Genomic DNA, 13,918 nt, shown 5'->3' with positions numbered 1-13,918 from the left:
ACGTCTTTGGTGTGGTGATACCGGTGAACCCCCCACCTCTCGACCGCACTTCGCCACCGCAGACCGCCGAAGCGGGGCCGTGCCCGGCTTCGGCGCTCCCCGAAGGCGTCCGTATCCGGGTGCTCCGGGTCGTGTACGACGACCCGCGCGCCGCGGCCGAACTCGTGCCGCGCCTCACGGCACGCCAGGCCGCCGGCGCCGACCCGCTGCCCGTCGAACCGGCCGAACTGGCACCGCGGTTGCTGCACGCCCTGCGCCGGGAGATCCGGGCCCTGCCCGACGACACCCGGCTGCTGCTGCTCCTCGCCGCCGCCGACCAGTACCCCGTCGCCACCCACGCCTTCCTGCGCGCGGTCACCGCCGTCCGGGTGGACACCCGCCCGCTGGAGGCCGCCGAGACCGCCGGGGTCGCCCACGCCAGCGCCGGCGGGGTGTTCTTCCGGGACGCCTGGACCCGGATCGCCGCCTACGAGACCGCCTCGGCCGCAGACCGGCGCGCCGCGCACCAGTTGCTCGCCCGGGTGCTCGGGGGCAAGGGCGAGACGACCCGCCGCTCCTGGCACCGGGGTGCCGCCGCCCTCGGCCCCAGCGCCCGGCTCGCGGCGGAACTCCGGCCTGCCGCCGACCGGGCCCGTGCCGAGGGCAGACCCGCGCTCGCCCGCGCCCTCGCCGAACGCGCCGCCGAACTCAGCCCGGACCCGGTCGCCGAGGCCCGGCTGCTCGCGCTGGCCGCCGCCGACGCCTGGCGCTCCGGCGAACCCGACCGGGCCAGACGGCTGGCCGCCCGCACCGACAACTCCGCCCTCGACGGGGTGCTCGCGCTCAGGGTGGGCAACGCCGCCGAGGCGTTTGACGCCCTGCTCACCGCCGCCGTCCGGCAGGAACGTTCCGCCGATGCCGCCGGACTGCTCGTCCTGGCCGCCGAGGCCGCCGTCTACACCGGTGACCTCAGACGCTGCCGCGAGGCCCAGGTCATCGCGCACTGGCTGGGACTGGCCCCGTCCGGTGTGCTCGCCGGACTGGCCGCCGCCGTGGAGGGCCGCTACGACGAGGCCCGCGTCCTCCTCAAGGGCACCGCCGGCCGCTGCGGACCCGGCGGCGACCCCGGTCTGCTGATCCACTCCGGTATCGCGGCGCTGATGCTCGGCGACCCCACCCGGGCCGCCACCGCCACCCTGCGGGCCGCCGCCTCCGCCCGGGCGCGCGGCACCCCGGGGACGGTCGTCCAGGCCATGGAGTTCCGCGTCTACGCCGACTTCTGGACCGGCCGCACCCGGGCCGCCGAGGCCGCCACGCAGGAGGCCCTGCACCAGGCGTACGCCATCGGGCAGGACAACGGGGCCTGCCATCTCCAGGCCGCGCTCGCCATGTTCGCCGCCGTCACGGGCGACGAGGAGGCCTGCCGGGAACGCGCGGCGGCCGTCCGCCCGTACGCCCTGGCGCACGGCCTCGGCCTGCCGGCCGCCCTCGCCCAGTGGGCGCTCGCCTTCCTCGACCTCACCCACGGCCGCTTCCCCGCGGCGGCCGCCCGGTTGCGCGCCCTGGCCGGGTTCGGCCCCGGCCACGGCCACCGGGCGATCCGGCACCTGGCCACCCCGCACTACGTCGAGGCCGCCGTGCGCACCGGCGACACCAGGGTGGCCCGCGCCGCGCACGCCGACTACGACCGCTGGGCCACGGCCGTCCGCAGCCCCGACGACCTCGCGCTCAGCGCCCGCTGCCGGGCCCTGCTCGCCCCCGGCGCCGAAGCGGTCCCGCACTACCGCACCGCCCTCGACCTGCACGCCCGCGGCACCCGGGACTTCGAACGCGCCCGTACCGAGCTGCTGTTCGCCGGTGCGCTGCGCCGGATCCGGCAGCGCACCGAGGCCCGGGACCGGCTGCACAGCGCACTGGAGGCCTTCGAGTCCTTCGGCGCCCCGCACTGCGCCGCCCAGGCCCGCGCCGAACTCCGCGCGCTGGGAACGCCGTTGGCGCCCAACCCGGGCGCCGATCCGGCCGCCGTGCTCACGGCGCAGCAGCTCATGGTGGCCCGGATGGCCGCCGAGGGCGCCACCAACCGCGAGATCGCCGACCGGCTCAACCTCAGCCCGCGCACGATCGACCACCATCTGCGGGGGGTCTTCAGCCGGCTGGGGATCCGGTCCAGGATCGAACTGGTGCGGCTGCTCGGCGAGCCGACCTAGGGCACGATCCGGGCGGGCCGTCGGTCGGGTGCGGCTGGCTGGGGGCTGGTCGCGCAGTTCCCCGCGCCCCTACGGGGACGTCGGTGGAGCGCCTCTTCAGGGGCGCGGGGAACTGCGCGACCGGCCACGACGGCGCCGCACCCGACCGAGGGCCCAGCTCTACGGCCGCCGTCCTACGCCGCCTCCCGCGTGCGGAACGCCTCCGCGTCCCAGTTGCCGTCCAGGCGCGCCGACAGCCAACTCGGCGCCACCGCACGGAAGTCCGCGGGCGAGAGGACGCCGGCGCCGGCGGGCAGCGCGCCCAGCAGCGGGGCGCCGGCCACCTCCGGCAGGTCCGCGACATTGCAACGGGACGCCAGATCCGGTGAGTCCGGCCAGCTGCCGATCACCACGCCCAGCAACTCCAACTCACGGGCGCGCAGTTCACGGGCCGTCAGCTCGGTCGTGTTGAGCGTGCCCAGCCCGGCCGACGCCACCAGCAGCACTGGCGCGTTCAGCAGCCGGGCCACGTCCGCCAGCGTGCCGCCCGCCTCGTCGAACCGGACGAGCAGCCCGCCCGCGCCCTCGACCAGCACCAGATCGTGCTCGGCGGCCAGTTTGGCGGCGGCCTCCGCCACGTCCTGCGGACGCACCGGCCGCAGGCCCGCCCGCCGGGCCGCCGTACCGGGCGCCAACGGTTCGGGGAAACGGGCCACTTCGGCCGCCGTCACGGCTCCCGCGAGCCGCGCGACCTCGTCGGCGTCCCCGCGCTCGTCCGGTCGTACCCCGGTCTGCGCGGCCTTCAGGACCGCCACGGAGCGGCCGGCGGCGACCGCGGCGGCGGCGACCGCGGCCGTGGTGACGGTCTTGCCGACCTCCGTACCCGTCCCTGTGATCACCAGGATCGGCATGCTCATCCCTCCCGCGCCGCGGCGCACACCGCGCGCGTGATCCGTGCCAGGTCCGCGTCGTCCGTGACGTACGGCGGCATCGTGTAGACGAGGTCGCGGAAGGGCCGCAGCCACACGCCCTCGCGTACCGCGGCCGCGGTCGCGGCCTGCATGTCGATCTCGTGGTCGAGCTGGACCACCCCGATCGCCCCGAGGACGCGCACGTCCCGCACCCCGGGGAGCTCACGGGCGGCCGCGAGTCCCTCCCGCAGGCCCGTCTCGATCCGCCTGACCTCCGCCGCCCAGTCCTGCCCGAGCAGCAGCCCGAGCGAGGCGCAGGCCACCGCGGCCGCGAGCGGATTGCCCATGAACGTCGGGCCGTGGGCGAGCACCGGCACCTCGCCCCGCGAGATCCCCTCGGCCACCCGGGACGTGCACAGCGTCGCTGCCATGGTCAGGTAACCGCCGGTCAGCGCCTTGCCCACGCACATCACGTCCGGGGTGACGGCCGCGTGGTCCGCCGCGAACAGCGCGCCCGTACGCCCGAAGCCGGTCGCGATCTCGTCGAACACCAGCAGCACGTCGTGCGCGTCGCACGCCTCGCGCAGCACCCGCAGGTAGGCGGGGGAGTGGAAGCGCATCCCGCCCGCACCCTGCACCACCGGCTCCACGATCACCGCGGCCAGTTCATGGGCGTGCCGCTCGATCATGGAGCGCAGACCGTCGGCGTACGACTCGTCGTACTCGGCCGGGGGCGCGTCCGCGAACACCTGGCGGGGCAGCACCCCGGACCACAGCTCGTGCATCCCGCCCTCGGGGTCGCACACCGACATCGGCTGCCAGGTGTCGCCGTGGTAGCCGCCGCGCCAGGTCAGCAGGCGCTGTTTCGCCGGGCGGCCGAGCGAACGCCAGTACTGGAGGCACATCTTGACCGCGACCTCGACGGACACCGAGCCGGAGTCGGCCAGGAAGACGTGCTCCAGGCCCTGTGGAGACATGTCGACAAGGAGCTTCGCCAGCCGGACGGCGGGCTCGTGGGTGAGCCCGCCGAACATCACATGGCTCATCCGCCCCAGCTGCCCGCGCGCGGCCTCGTTGAGCACGGGGTGGTTGTAGCCGTGGACCGCCGACCACCAGGACGACATCCCGTCGACCAGTTCGCCCGAGCCGTCCGCGAGCCGCAGCCGCACCCCGCTCGCCGACTCCACGACGAGCGGTTCGGCCCGGCCGGGCATCGGACCGTACGGATGCCAGACGTGCCGCCGGTCCAGGTCGAGCAGCTCGGGGACGCTCAGGTCAGGCATTGGGCGCGAGATCCGTCCCGGCGCCCCGGCGGCGGACGGCGACCAGGTCCGTGCGCGGCTCGTTGGCGGCGGCCGTACCGCAGACGTCCTCGTGGGAACCGCAGCCCGACCCGCACCCGGCGTCGGCGTGCGACCCGCACCCGGCGTCGGCGTGCGACCCGCAGCCGGCGCCCTCGGCCGCCGTCCGGTGCTCCGGCAGCGTCACCTCGTCCGAGCCCTCCACCACGAACCCGGCGTCCGCGATCATCTCCAGGTCGGCCTGTCCGGCCTGGCCCTCGGTGGTCAGGTAGTCCCCGAGGAAGATCGAGTTGGCCAGGTGCAGCGCGAGCGGCTGCATGGTGCGCAGATGGACCTCGCGGCCGCCCGCGATCCGCACCTCGACGTCGGGGCAGACGAACCGGACCATCGCGAGGATGCGCAGACAGCGCTGCGGGGTGAGGTTCCACTCCTTGGCCAGCGGGGTGCCCTCGACCGGGATCAGGAAGTTGACCGGCACCGAGTCCGGGTCCAGCTCGCGCAGCGAGAAGACCACGTCGACCAGGTCCTCGTCCGACTCGCCCATGCCGGCGATCAGCCCGGAGCAGGCCGAGAGCCCGGCCGCGTGCGCCTTGTTGACCGTGTCCACCCGGTCGGCGTACGTGTGCGTGGTCGTGATGTCCCCGTACGTCCCCTCGGACGTGTTGAGGTTGTGGTTGTAGGCGTCCGCGCCGGCCTCGCGCAGCCGCTCGGCCTGGCCGTCGGAGAGCAGACCGAGGCAGGCGCACACCTCGACGCCCTCGTTCTGCTCCTTGATCGCCTTGATGGTGCCGGCGACGCGGTCCACGTCCCGGTCGGTCGGACCGCGTCCGGACGCCACCAGGCAGACCCGCTTGGCGCCCCCGGCGAGGCCCGCGGCCGCCGCCTTGGAGGCCTCGTCGGGTTTCAGCCAGGAGTACTTCAGGATCCCGGTCGAGGAGCCGAGGCGCTGCGAGCAGTACGAGCAGTCCTCGGGGCACAGGCCCGACTTGAGGTTCACCAGATAGTTGAGTTTCACGCGCCGGCCGAACCACTGCCGGCGCACCTTGCCGGCCGCGGCCACCACGTCGAGCACGTCGTCGTCGGAGGTCGCCAGCACGGCGAGCGCTTCCTCGCGGGTCGGCAGCTCGCGCCGAAGCCCCTTGTCCACCAGCGTGTTCAGCAGGTCCATGAGAGCCGATCCTGTACTACGAGACTGCCCGGGGCCAAGGAGAGTTCGCACAACCCTGGCAGATCGACATGTGGGTATCACCACACACTGGGTGCCCGGCGGTCCCGCTAGGGTCTGTTCATTGCCTACAAAATCACCGGAGGGGCCATGGCGTTCGGCTGGATCGACGAACAGGCGGAACTGCGCCGCCGCGCCGGACTCGTACGGACCCTGCGCCCCCGGCCCGCCGACTCGCCGCTGCTGGACCTGGCGAGCAACGACTACCTGGGCCTCGCCCACCACCCCGAGGTCGCCGAGGGCGCGGCCGGGGCCGCCCGGACCTGGGGCGGCGGCTCCACCGGCTCCCGGCTGGTGACCGGCACCACGGAGCTGCACACCGAGCTGGAGCGGGAGCTGGCCGGATTCTGCGGTTTCGAGGCGGCCCTGGTCTTCTCCTCCGGTTACGCGGCGAACCTCGCCGCCGTCACCACGCTCGGCCCGCACGGCTCCCTGATCGTCTCCGACGCCCTCAACCACGCCTCCCTGATCGACGGCTGCCGGCTGGCCCGCGGCACCACCCAGGTGGTCGGGCACGCCGATCCGGAGGCCGTGCGCAAGGCGCTCGGGACCCGCCCGGGACCCGCGGTGGTCGTCTCCGACACGGTCTTCTCGGTCGACGGCGACGCGGCCCCGCTGGCCGCGCTGGCCGAGGCGGGCCGGGAGCACGGTGCCGGACTGCTGGTGGACGACGCCCACGGGCTCGGGGTGCTCGGGGACGGCGGCCGGGGCGCGGCGTACGCGGCCGGGCTCGCCGGCGCCGACGACGTGGTGGTCACCGCGACCCTGTCCAAGTCGCTGGGCAGTCAGGGCGGCGTGGTGCTGGGCCCGGCGCGGGTGATCGACCACCTGGTGAACGCGGCACGGACCTTCATCTTCGACACCGGCCTCGCCCCCGCCGCCGCGGGTGCCGCGTTGGCGGCGCTCCGGTTGCTGCGGCGTGAGCCCGGCCGCGCGGCCCGGGCCCGCGAGGTGGCCGCCGAACTGCACGCACGCCTGACCACCGCGGGTCTGGCAGCGGTACGGCCGGACGCTGCGGTGGTCTCCGTGCGGGCCCCGTCCCCGGAGCAGGCCGTGCGGTGGGCGGCCGACTGCCGGTCGGCCGCCCTGGCCGTGGGCTGTTTCCGTCCGCCTTCCGTGCCGGACGGCATCTCACGGCTCAGGCTGACCGCCCGTGCCGACCTCTCCGGGGCCGAGATCGAACGCGCTGTACGTGTGATCGGCGAGACACGACCATGAGTCGGCGTGACACGGCCGGGCCTTGCGCGAATGCGGATACGGAACCGGTTACCGTCTGATCAGCCGGTGAGCGTGGCCACGAAACCCGCCCAGCTCTCGGGGGAGAAGAGCAGCGCGGGCCCGGCCGGGCGCTTGGAGTCGCGCACGGCGAGCAGTCCGGCCGGTGGGCCGGAGCACGGCCGGGCCGTCTCCACGCAGTTGTTCGCTCCGGTGCTGTAGCTGCTGCGCAGCCACCGCACACCGGGCAGATCAGTACTTGAAGGTACGTTCCGAGGCAGTGCAGTCATGGTGCCTCCTTACGCGCCGTCACCTATCCCGGCGATGTAATCCAACGAGTCCTCGGGCGAAAGGGCGTGGATCTGAAGGGTGTTGAAGGCCTCCGCATAGGCCTGGAGGTCTTCTTTCCGTTCGAGGTAGAGGCTACTCGTCAACTGGTCGAGAACAACCACATCCAGATCAGAAGTGCTCGGAAATGAGAAGATTACGAAAGGGCCGGTGATGCCCACATGGGCCCCGGCCGCGAACGGCAGCACCTGGAGCCGTACCTGGGGCAGCCGGGCCGCCTCCGTCAGCCGCTCCAGCTGGCGTGCCATCACCCCCGGACCGCCCACCTCGCGCCGCAGCACCGCCTCGTCGAGGACCGCGCTCAGTCTCAGCGGCGGATCGCCCCGCAGCACGTCCTGCCTGGCCAGACGCACCTCCACCAGGGCGTCCAGGGCCTCGTCGTCGAGCCCGTCGGCGGCCACCCGGGTCACCGCACGGGCGTACTCGGGGGTCTGTAGCAGCCCCGGCACCACCGAGGTCTCCAGCGTGCGCATGGTGTCGGCCTGCGACTCCAGGCTGATGAAATCCCGGTAGGCGGGCGGCAGTACCCCCCGGTAGGCGTGCCACCAGTGATGTCGTCCCGCCGTGTCCTCCGACCCCGCCAATACCAGCAGCAACTCGCGCAGTTGTCCCTCGGCCACCCCGTAGGCGTCGAGCAGTAACCGCACATCGGCCGGTTTCACACCGCTGGCGCCGGTCTCGATCCGGCTCACCTTCGACTGGTGCCAGCCCACCAGACGGGCGGCCTCACCGCTCGTGAGACCCGCACCGGTGCGCAGCATGCGCAGTTCGGTGCCCAGTTTCCGGCGGCGTACCGCGGGACCGTTCTGCATGGGCTACTCCTTACTCCTACCAAGCCACCCAAATACGGTCCGGTGTCGCAGAGTTCACCGCTTCGAGCGACAGATATATGCACATCTTGGTGGATCGCTCCCCGTGACCGGCCCCGTGATGGCAGTCTGACGAAGAAGCACCAGTCCGGGACCGTACTCGAACCATCCGCAGCGTGTCGGACTCCGGTCCCGAGGAAAGGGACGACGTCGCCATGGCCGACCACCTGGAAGCATCCGTCACCCTGCCGAGCGACCCCGCCTCGGTCTCCACGGCCCGGTCCTACGTGCTGGACACCCTCGCGGAATGGGGGCTGCCACCGGAGACGGAAACGGCGGACACCATCCGCCTCATCGTCTCCGAACTCGCCACCAACGCCGTACAGCACACCTTCGGGCAGTCACCCACCTTCACGGTGGACCTGGTCCTCGACCGTGACGAACGGCTGCGCGTCGGCGTCACGGACAGTCATCCGCGCTTCCCCAAGAGACTTCCCGCCGCGGTCCAGCAGGACAACGGCCGCGGCATGGTCATCATCCGCTGGCTCACCGCCGAGTGCGGCGGCAAGCTCCGGGTCCGCCCCACCCGGGAGGGCGGCAAGACGGTCTTCATCGAACTGCCCTGGGCGGTGCCGGCCCGCCCCGTCACCGCGGCCGGCCAGCAGGAGCCGTAGCCCTGGGCCCCTGCCGGCCGGCGCGCGGCGGGGTCAGCTGACCCGGCCGTACCAGACGCTCCTCGTCCAGATCTTCTGGAGCTTCACCACGTCCCCGGTCTTCGGGGCGTGCCAGATCTTTCCCTTCCCGGCGTAGATGCCGACGTGGTACACGCTGGAGCCCGAGTGGAAGAAGACCAGGTCCCCGGCCTTGCGGTGGCCGGCCGAGATGTGACGGGTCTTGTTGTACTGCTGGGCCGCCGTACGAGGCAGGGTCTTGCCCGCCTTCTTGAACGAGTACAGCGTGAGCCCGGAGCAGTCGAACCGGTTCGGTCCGGTGGCGCCCCACCGGTAGGGCGAGCCCTTTTTCGAGGCAGCGACCTGAAGTGCCTTCGTCGCCATCGTGGCCGCCGAGGCGTCGGAGGCGACACCGGGGATCACGATCGAGCCGCCGACGGCGGCGATGGTCAGCGCCGAGGCCGTACCGGCCCGGGCCATGAGCGACGGAACACGATTGAGCGCAGTCATGCGCAACCCTTCGTCAGCCGCCTGTGAAGGATGACCTGTCGGATTCGGGCTGGCGAAGTTGCCCGGCCGCGTTGCCACGGCTTCACCCCAAGGGCTGCTCGGGCCGGTCATGGCGTGACCGTTCCGGCGACCCGTCGTGCTTGGGTCCTCCACTCCTGCCGATGCACTTCTGTCGACGTCATCCGGGCGGCGGCAGGACTCGGCGTCCGCCCGGACCGCCCCGCCTTGGTAGCGGGGGCTTGTCGTCAGACAGGGATCTTCACGCACTCGTGTCCGAAAATCCCAATGGAATCGGGGATTTGTGGGGTTACTCACCACCCACCCGTTCGGGTGGACAGCCCTGTGTTCGATTATCCGTCAACTCGCCTGCGTAGCCCCGGACCTGCGCCGAAGCGCTCCGCGGGCGCCCCCGCGCGGGCCAGTCGAGCGGTCCGTTCGGTCAGGTAAAACCACGCCACACTCCGCCGAACGGCGGTAACCCTTTTGGGTCGTTTCAACTCCGGCCCGGGCGTGGCGTCGACACGCGGACCGGGTTCCTGCGGAGTTCACCGTACGCAGTCGGGCGGGAGTGCGACGCGAGCTGTCCGGCGCTCACCGTCGAGCACCCGCAACGCCCGTGCCAGCGTGTCCCCGTGCAGCTCCGTCTCGCCCCGCCGGTGCATCAGCGCCAGCGCGTCCCGCAGCTCGGACGCCGCGCGCACCAGCGCCTGCGCGGCGCGCAGCCCGCGGTAGGTGTCCTCGTTCTGCGCCGGGTTGATGCGGCCCAGCAGGTCGACCACGTCCAGGTAACGGTCGATCAACTCGCCCTCGGCGCGCGTCAGCGCGGGCAGCGGCGGCAGCTCCGGTGGCAGCATCGGCGGCTCAGCCCGCGTGCGGACGGCCGAGCGGCGGCCGGTGGCTGGGCATGACCCGGTCCACCAGCCCGTACGCCAGCGCTCCCGGCGCGTCCAGCACCAGGTCCCGCTCCAGGTCCCGGTGGACCTGCTCGGGGGTGCGCCCGGTGTGCCGGACGAGCATCGCCTCCAGCATCCCGCGGACCCGCTCCAGCTCCGTCGCCTGGATGAACAGATCACTCGGCTGGCCCTGCACCGGTTCCGGCAGCGCCGGTTGCTGGAGCACGATGCGCGCGCCGGGCAGCACCGAGCGCTTGCCCGGCGCGCCCGCCGCGAGCAGCACCGCGGCCGAGGCGCCGGCCTGGCCCAGGCAGACGGTCTCCACCTCGCAGGTGACGTACTGGACCGTGTCGTAGATCGCGGCCATCGCGCTGAAGGACCCGCCCGGGGAGTTGATGTACAGCGAGATGTCCCGCTCCGGGGCCGCGTGCTCCAGGTACATGAGCTGCGCCATCACGTCGTTGGCCGAGGTCTCGTCGACGGGGGTGCCCAGGAAGACGATCCGCTCCTCCAGCAGCTTGGAGTACGGGTCCAGGGTCCGGTGTCCCGCGGTGGTGCGTTCGGTGAACTCCGGCAGGACGTAGCGGGCGGACGGTCGGGTCATGGCGTACCACTCCTCGCGGCTGGGCATCTCGGCGGCCGGGCCGGCTGCCACCGGCTGTCTGTAAAAAATGTACAGGACGTACAAGCGCTCGAGTGGGGATTCCGCTGTCGCCGAACAAGAGGTGTTGTCGGGGCCGCCCCGTAAGCTGGGGTGTATGGCCTACGAGATTCCGGTGACGCAAGCCAGGGCTGAGCTCGCCGAACTGATCAACCGGGTGGTGTACGGCGGTGAACGCGTCGTCGTGACACGGCACGGCAAGCCGCTGGTCGCCCTCGTCTCCGCCGCCGACCTCGAGCGCCTCGAAGAGCTTTCGGAAGCCGCCGAGGGCCAGGTGGTCAGCTCGGTCTCCAGCGTGCGCGAGACCGCCGCCGTACGCCCCGAGCGCGGCCGCTTCGGCATCGCCGCCGAGCACCGGGGGGCCGCGGGCTCCTAGCCGCGGGCGCGGCACCGGCACGGCAGCAGGACAACGCATCGGCCCTCCCCGGGGTGTCCGGGGAGGGCCGATGCCGTGCGCCCTGCCCCCCGGGCGGTCATCCGTGCGCCCTGCCCCCGGGGCGGTCAGCCGTACGGCCGGCCCCCGGGGCGTCATCCGTGCGCCCGGCACCCCGGGCGGTCAGCCGTACGGCCGGCCCCCGGGGCGTCATCCGTGCGCCCGGCAGACCGGGCGGTCACCCGTTCGGGCGGCTGGGGCGGTGGGCGGTGGCCGGACGACCCGTTCGGCCCAGTCGCGCGCCCCCATGCGCCGGTCATGAAGCGATCAAGGTCCGGTTAACGTCACCGAAACTCCGGCAAACTAGCCTGCCGATCCACGCCACCAGGGGTTTTCCTGGCCCGATTGGGTTCGCGAGCCCGATTCGCCGCGGTGGCTGCGGCAACCGGACCCCGCACGGTCCGGAGCGAGGACTGTGAGGTGGGACGTGCAACTGACCCCGCACGAGCAAGAGCGGCTGCTGATCCATGTGGCGGCCGACGTGGCAGAGCGGCGCCGGGCCCGCGGCCTGCGGCTGAACCACCCCGAGGCGGTGGCGCTCATCACGTCGCACATCCTCGAAGGCGCACGTGACGGCCGTACCGTCGCCGAACTGATGGCCTCCGGGCGCAAGCTGCTCACCAGGGACGACGTCATGGAGGGCATCCCCGAGATGATCCACGACGTGCAGGTCGAGGCGACCTTCCCGGACGGCACCAAACTCGTCACCGTCCACGACCCGATCGTCTGAGAGGCCGCCGATGATCCCCGGAGAGGTCCTCTTCGCCGACGGGCCGGTCGTGTACAACGCGGGCCGCGAGGTCACCTCGCTGTCCGTCCTGAACGCCGCCGACCGGCCCGTCCAGGTCGGCTCCCACTACCACTTCGCCGAGGCCAACCCCGGACTGGAGTTCGACCGGGCCGCGGCGCGCGGCAAGCGGCTGAACATCCCCGCCGGTACCGCCGTCCGCTTCGAGCCCGGCATCCCGGTGGACGTCGAACTCGTCCCGCTCACCGGCGCCCGTGTGGTGCCCGGTCTGCGCGGGGAGACCGGAGGTGCCCTCGATGCCTGAGATCTCCCGCGCCGCCTACGCCGACCTGTTCGGCCCGACCACGGGCGACCGGATCCGGCTCGCCGACACCGACCTGCTCGTGGAGATCGAGGAGGACCGCTCCGGCGGCCCCGGGCTCGCCGGCGACGAGGCGGTCTTCGGCGGCGGCAAGGTCATCCGCGAGTCCATGGGCCAGTCGCGCGCCACGCGGGCGGAAGGCACGCCGGACACGATCATCACCGGTGCCGTGATCATCGACCACTGGGGCATCGTCAAGGCCGACGTCGGCATACGCGACGGCCGGATCACCGGGATCGGCAAGGCCGGCAACCCCGACACCATGGACGGCGTGCACCCGGACCTGGTCATCGGGCCCGAGACCGAGGTCATCGCCGGCAACGGCCGGATCCTGACCGCCGGTGCCATCGACGCCCACGTCCACTTCATCTGCCCGCAGGTCGCCGACGAGGCGCTGGCGGCGGGAGTCACGACCCTCGTGGGCGGCGGCACGGGCCCTGCCGAGGGGTCCAAGGCGACCACCGTCACCCCCGGCCCGTGGCACCTCGCCCGGATGCTGGAGGCGATGGAGCGGTACCCGCTCAACATCGGCTTCCTCGGCAAGGGCAACACCGTCTCGCACGAGGCGATGCTCTCGCAGATCCGGGGTGGGGCGCTGGGCCTGAAGCTGCACGAGGACTGGGGCTCCACACCGGCCGTCATCGACGCGGCCCTGACCGTCGCCGACCGGACGGGCGTCCAGGTCGCCATCCACACCGACACCCTGAACGAGGCGGGCTTCGTCGGGGACACCCTCGCCGCGATCGGCGGGCGCGGGATCCACGCCTACCACACCGAGGGCGCGGGCGGCGGGCACGCGCCGGACATCATGACCGTCGTCTCCGAGCCGCACGTGCTGCCGAGTTCGACGAACCCGACCCGCCCGTACACGGTGAACACCGCCGAGGAACACCTCGACATGCTGATGGTGTGCCACCACCTGAACCCGGCGGTGCCGGAGGACCTGGCCTTCGCCGAGTCACGGATCCGGCCGTCGACCATCGGGGCCGAGGACGTGCTCCACGACCTCGGCGCGATCTCCATCATCTCCTCCGACGCCCAGGCCATGGGCCGGGTCGGCGAGGTGATCCTGCGGACCTGGCAGACCGCCCATGTGATGAAGCGGCGGCGCGGCGCGCTGCCCGGGGACGGCCGGGCCGACAACCGCCGGGTACGGCGCTATGTCGCCAAGTACACGATCAACCCGGCGATCGCCCAGGGACTGGCCCGCGAGGTCGGCTCGGTGGAGACCGGGAAACTGGCCGACCTCGTGCTCTGGGAGCCCGCGTTCTTCGGGGTCAAGCCGCAACTCGTCGTCAAGGGCGGGCAGATCGCCTATGCGCAGATGGGGGACGCCAACGCCTCCATCCCGACGCCCCAGCCGATCCTGCCGCGTCCCATGTACGGGGCGATCGGGCGGGCGCCGGCCGCCAATTCCTTCAACTTCGTCGCCCCGCTCGCCGTCGAGGACGGACTGCCGGAGCGGTTGCAGCTGGGGAAGCGGTTCGTGGCCATCGAGTCGACCCGTGGGGTGACCAAGGCGGACATGCGCGAGAACGACGCGCGTCCGAGCGTACGGGTCGATCCCGACAGTTTCGCCGTGCACATCGACGGGGAGCTGGTCGAGGCGACACCGGCCGCCGAACTGCCCATGGCCCAGCGCTACTTCCTGTTCTGAGAGCAGAGGT

General features: G+C 72.7%; 15 protein-coding genes and 1 riboswitch. Of the genes, 7 read left to right on the top strand and 8 right to left on the bottom strand.

Annotated features, from left to right (window positions below):
* The first annotated feature begins 11 nt into the window (after nt 1-11).
* Nucleotides 12-2,186, top strand: coding sequence for a helix-turn-helix transcriptional regulator (locus tag AAW13_RS31825; protein ID WP_079179046.1), 2,175 nt, complete (start codon nt 12-14; stop codon nt 2,184-2,186).
* Between the two features lie 173 nt (nt 2,187-2,359).
* On the opposite strand, the gene bioD is transcribed toward AAW13_RS31825, so the two are convergent.
* Genes bioD through bioB form a run of 3 tightly spaced genes read right to left on the bottom strand, consistent with a single transcriptional unit; the run spans nt 2,360 to nt 5,545 of the window.
* A complete protein-coding gene (gene bioD / locus AAW13_RS31820) occupies nt 2,360-3,076 on the bottom strand; it encodes a dethiobiotin synthase (protein ID WP_046730021.1) in 717 nt (238 codons plus the stop codon).
* 2 nt (nt 3,077-3,078) lie between these two features.
* On the bottom strand, nt 3,079-4,359 hold the full coding sequence (locus AAW13_RS31815) for an adenosylmethionine--8-amino-7-oxononanoate transaminase (protein ID WP_046730020.1): 1,281 nt from the start codon (nt 4,357-4,359) through the stop codon (nt 3,079-3,081).
* On the bottom strand, nt 4,352-5,545 hold the full coding sequence (gene bioB / locus AAW13_RS31810) for a biotin synthase BioB (protein WP_046730019.1): 1,194 nt from the start codon (nt 5,543-5,545) through the stop codon (nt 4,352-4,354). Before bioB ends, AAW13_RS31815 begins: the two co-directional genes overlap by 8 nt.
* 147 nt (nt 5,546-5,692) lie before the next feature.
* Between bioB and AAW13_RS31805 the strand changes: the two genes are divergently transcribed.
* Nucleotides 5,693-6,820 carry an 8-amino-7-oxononanoate synthase gene (locus AAW13_RS31805; RefSeq protein ID WP_046730018.1) on the top strand — a complete coding sequence of 376 codons (1,128 nt, stop codon included), beginning with the start codon at nt 5,693-5,695 and terminating at the stop codon, nt 6,818-6,820.
* 59 nt (nt 6,821-6,879) lie between these two features.
* Here AAW13_RS31805 and AAW13_RS31800 read toward each other — a convergent pair whose 3' ends face one another.
* A complete protein-coding gene (locus tag AAW13_RS31800; RefSeq protein ID WP_071659742.1) occupies nt 6,880-7,107 on the bottom strand; it encodes a DUF397 domain-containing protein in 228 nt (75 codons plus the stop codon).
* 9 nt (nt 7,108-7,116) lie between these two features.
* Nucleotides 7,117-7,977: a helix-turn-helix domain-containing protein gene (locus AAW13_RS31795; RefSeq protein WP_046730016.1), complete on the bottom strand. Its 861-nt coding sequence runs from the start codon at nt 7,975-7,977 to the stop codon at nt 7,117-7,119.
* A 212-nt stretch (nt 7,978-8,189) separates the two neighbouring features.
* Here AAW13_RS31795 and AAW13_RS31790 point away from each other — a divergent pair, with 212 nt between their 5' ends.
* Complete coding sequence (locus AAW13_RS31790) at nt 8,190-8,648, top strand: ATP-binding protein (protein ID WP_046730015.1); 459 nt, start codon at nt 8,190-8,192, stop codon at nt 8,646-8,648.
* A 33-nt stretch (nt 8,649-8,681) separates the two neighbouring features.
* On the opposite strand, the gene AAW13_RS31785 is transcribed toward AAW13_RS31790, so the two are convergent.
* The 3 genes from AAW13_RS31785 to AAW13_RS31775 all read right to left on the bottom strand — a co-directional run bounded on the left by AAW13_RS31785 (nt 8,682) and on the right by AAW13_RS31775 (nt 10,652).
* Nucleotides 8,682-9,155: a C40 family peptidase gene (locus AAW13_RS31785; protein WP_046730014.1), complete on the bottom strand. Its 474-nt coding sequence runs from the start codon at nt 9,153-9,155 to the stop codon at nt 8,682-8,684.
* 3 nt (nt 9,156-9,158) lie between these two features.
* A riboswitch (cyclic di-AMP (ydaO/yuaA leader) is annotated at nt 9,159-9,331 on the bottom strand.
* Between the two features lie 369 nt (nt 9,332-9,700).
* Nucleotides 9,701-10,009, bottom strand: a complete 309-nt coding sequence (locus AAW13_RS31780) for a hypothetical protein (protein WP_046730013.1) — start codon at nt 10,007-10,009, stop codon at nt 9,701-9,703.
* A 7-nt stretch (nt 10,010-10,016) separates the two neighbouring features.
* Entirely contained in the window at nt 10,017-10,652 is a 636-nt protein-coding gene (locus AAW13_RS31775; protein WP_046730012.1) for an ATP-dependent Clp protease proteolytic subunit, read from the bottom strand.
* A 154-nt stretch (nt 10,653-10,806) separates the two neighbouring features.
* Here AAW13_RS31775 and AAW13_RS31770 point away from each other — a divergent pair, with 154 nt between their 5' ends.
* From AAW13_RS31770 to AAW13_RS31755, 4 genes are all read left to right on the top strand, one after another.
* Nucleotides 10,807-11,085: a type II toxin-antitoxin system Phd/YefM family antitoxin gene (locus AAW13_RS31770; protein ID WP_046730011.1), complete on the top strand. Its 279-nt coding sequence runs from the start codon at nt 10,807-10,809 to the stop codon at nt 11,083-11,085.
* A gap of 484 nt (nt 11,086-11,569) precedes the next feature.
* Nucleotides 11,570-11,872, top strand: coding sequence for an urease subunit gamma (locus AAW13_RS31765; protein ID WP_046730081.1), 303 nt, complete (start codon nt 11,570-11,572; stop codon nt 11,870-11,872).
* Nucleotides 11,873-11,882: 10 nt separating this feature from the next.
* Nucleotides 11,883-12,194, top strand: coding sequence for an urease subunit beta (locus AAW13_RS31760; RefSeq protein WP_046730010.1), 312 nt, complete (start codon nt 11,883-11,885; stop codon nt 12,192-12,194).
* Nucleotides 12,187-13,908, top strand: coding sequence for an urease subunit alpha (locus AAW13_RS31755; protein WP_046730009.1), 1,722 nt, complete (start codon nt 12,187-12,189; stop codon nt 13,906-13,908). The genes AAW13_RS31760 and AAW13_RS31755 overlap by 8 nt, the downstream gene beginning before the upstream one ends.
* Nucleotides 13,909-13,918 lie beyond the last annotated feature (10 nt).

Origin of the sequence: Streptomyces humi (assembly GCF_001005085.2) — a bacterium.
Classification (GTDB): domain Bacteria; phylum Actinomycetota; class Actinomycetes; order Streptomycetales; family Streptomycetaceae; genus Streptomyces; species Streptomyces humi.
Note: the sequence above shows the minus strand (reverse complement) of the source record. Positions and strands in the feature narration are given on the sequence as shown.

Bases quoted from the DNA above. Each gene is read 5' to 3' on its own strand.
- AAW13_RS31805 (WP_046730018.1), top strand. From the start codon at position 5,693: ATGGCGTTCGGCTGGATCGACGAACAGGCGGAACTGCGCCGCCGCGCC.
- AAW13_RS31785 (WP_046730014.1), bottom strand. From the start codon at position 9,155: ATGACTGCGCTCAATCGTGTTCCGTCGCTCATGGCCCGGGCCGGTACG.
- bioB (WP_046730019.1), bottom strand. From the start codon at position 5,545: ATGGACCTGCTGAACACGCTGGTGGACAAGGGGCTTCGGCGCGAGCTG.
- AAW13_RS31760 (WP_046730010.1), top strand. From the start codon at position 11,883: ATGATCCCCGGAGAGGTCCTCTTCGCCGACGGGCCGGTCGTGTACAAC.
- AAW13_RS31800 (WP_071659742.1), bottom strand. From the start codon at position 7,107: ATGACTGCACTGCCTCGGAACGTACCTTCAAGTACTGATCTGCCCGGT.
- AAW13_RS31780 (WP_046730013.1), bottom strand. From the start codon at position 10,009: ATGCTGCCACCGGAGCTGCCGCCGCTGCCCGCGCTGACGCGCGCCGAG.
- AAW13_RS31790 (WP_046730015.1), top strand. From the start codon at position 8,190: ATGGCCGACCACCTGGAAGCATCCGTCACCCTGCCGAGCGACCCCGCC.
- bioD (WP_046730021.1), bottom strand. From the start codon at position 3,076: ATGCCGATCCTGGTGATCACAGGGACGGGTACGGAGGTCGGCAAGACC.
- AAW13_RS31815 (WP_046730020.1), bottom strand. From the start codon at position 4,359: ATGCCTGACCTGAGCGTCCCCGAGCTGCTCGACCTGGACCGGCGGCAC.
- AAW13_RS31770 (WP_046730011.1), top strand. From the start codon at position 10,807: ATGGCCTACGAGATTCCGGTGACGCAAGCCAGGGCTGAGCTCGCCGAA.
- AAW13_RS31795 (WP_046730016.1), bottom strand. From the start codon at position 7,977: ATGCAGAACGGTCCCGCGGTACGCCGCCGGAAACTGGGCACCGAACTG.
- AAW13_RS31755 (WP_046730009.1), top strand. From the start codon at position 12,187: ATGCCTGAGATCTCCCGCGCCGCCTACGCCGACCTGTTCGGCCCGACC.
- AAW13_RS31775 (WP_046730012.1), bottom strand. From the start codon at position 10,652: ATGACCCGACCGTCCGCCCGCTACGTCCTGCCGGAGTTCACCGAACGC.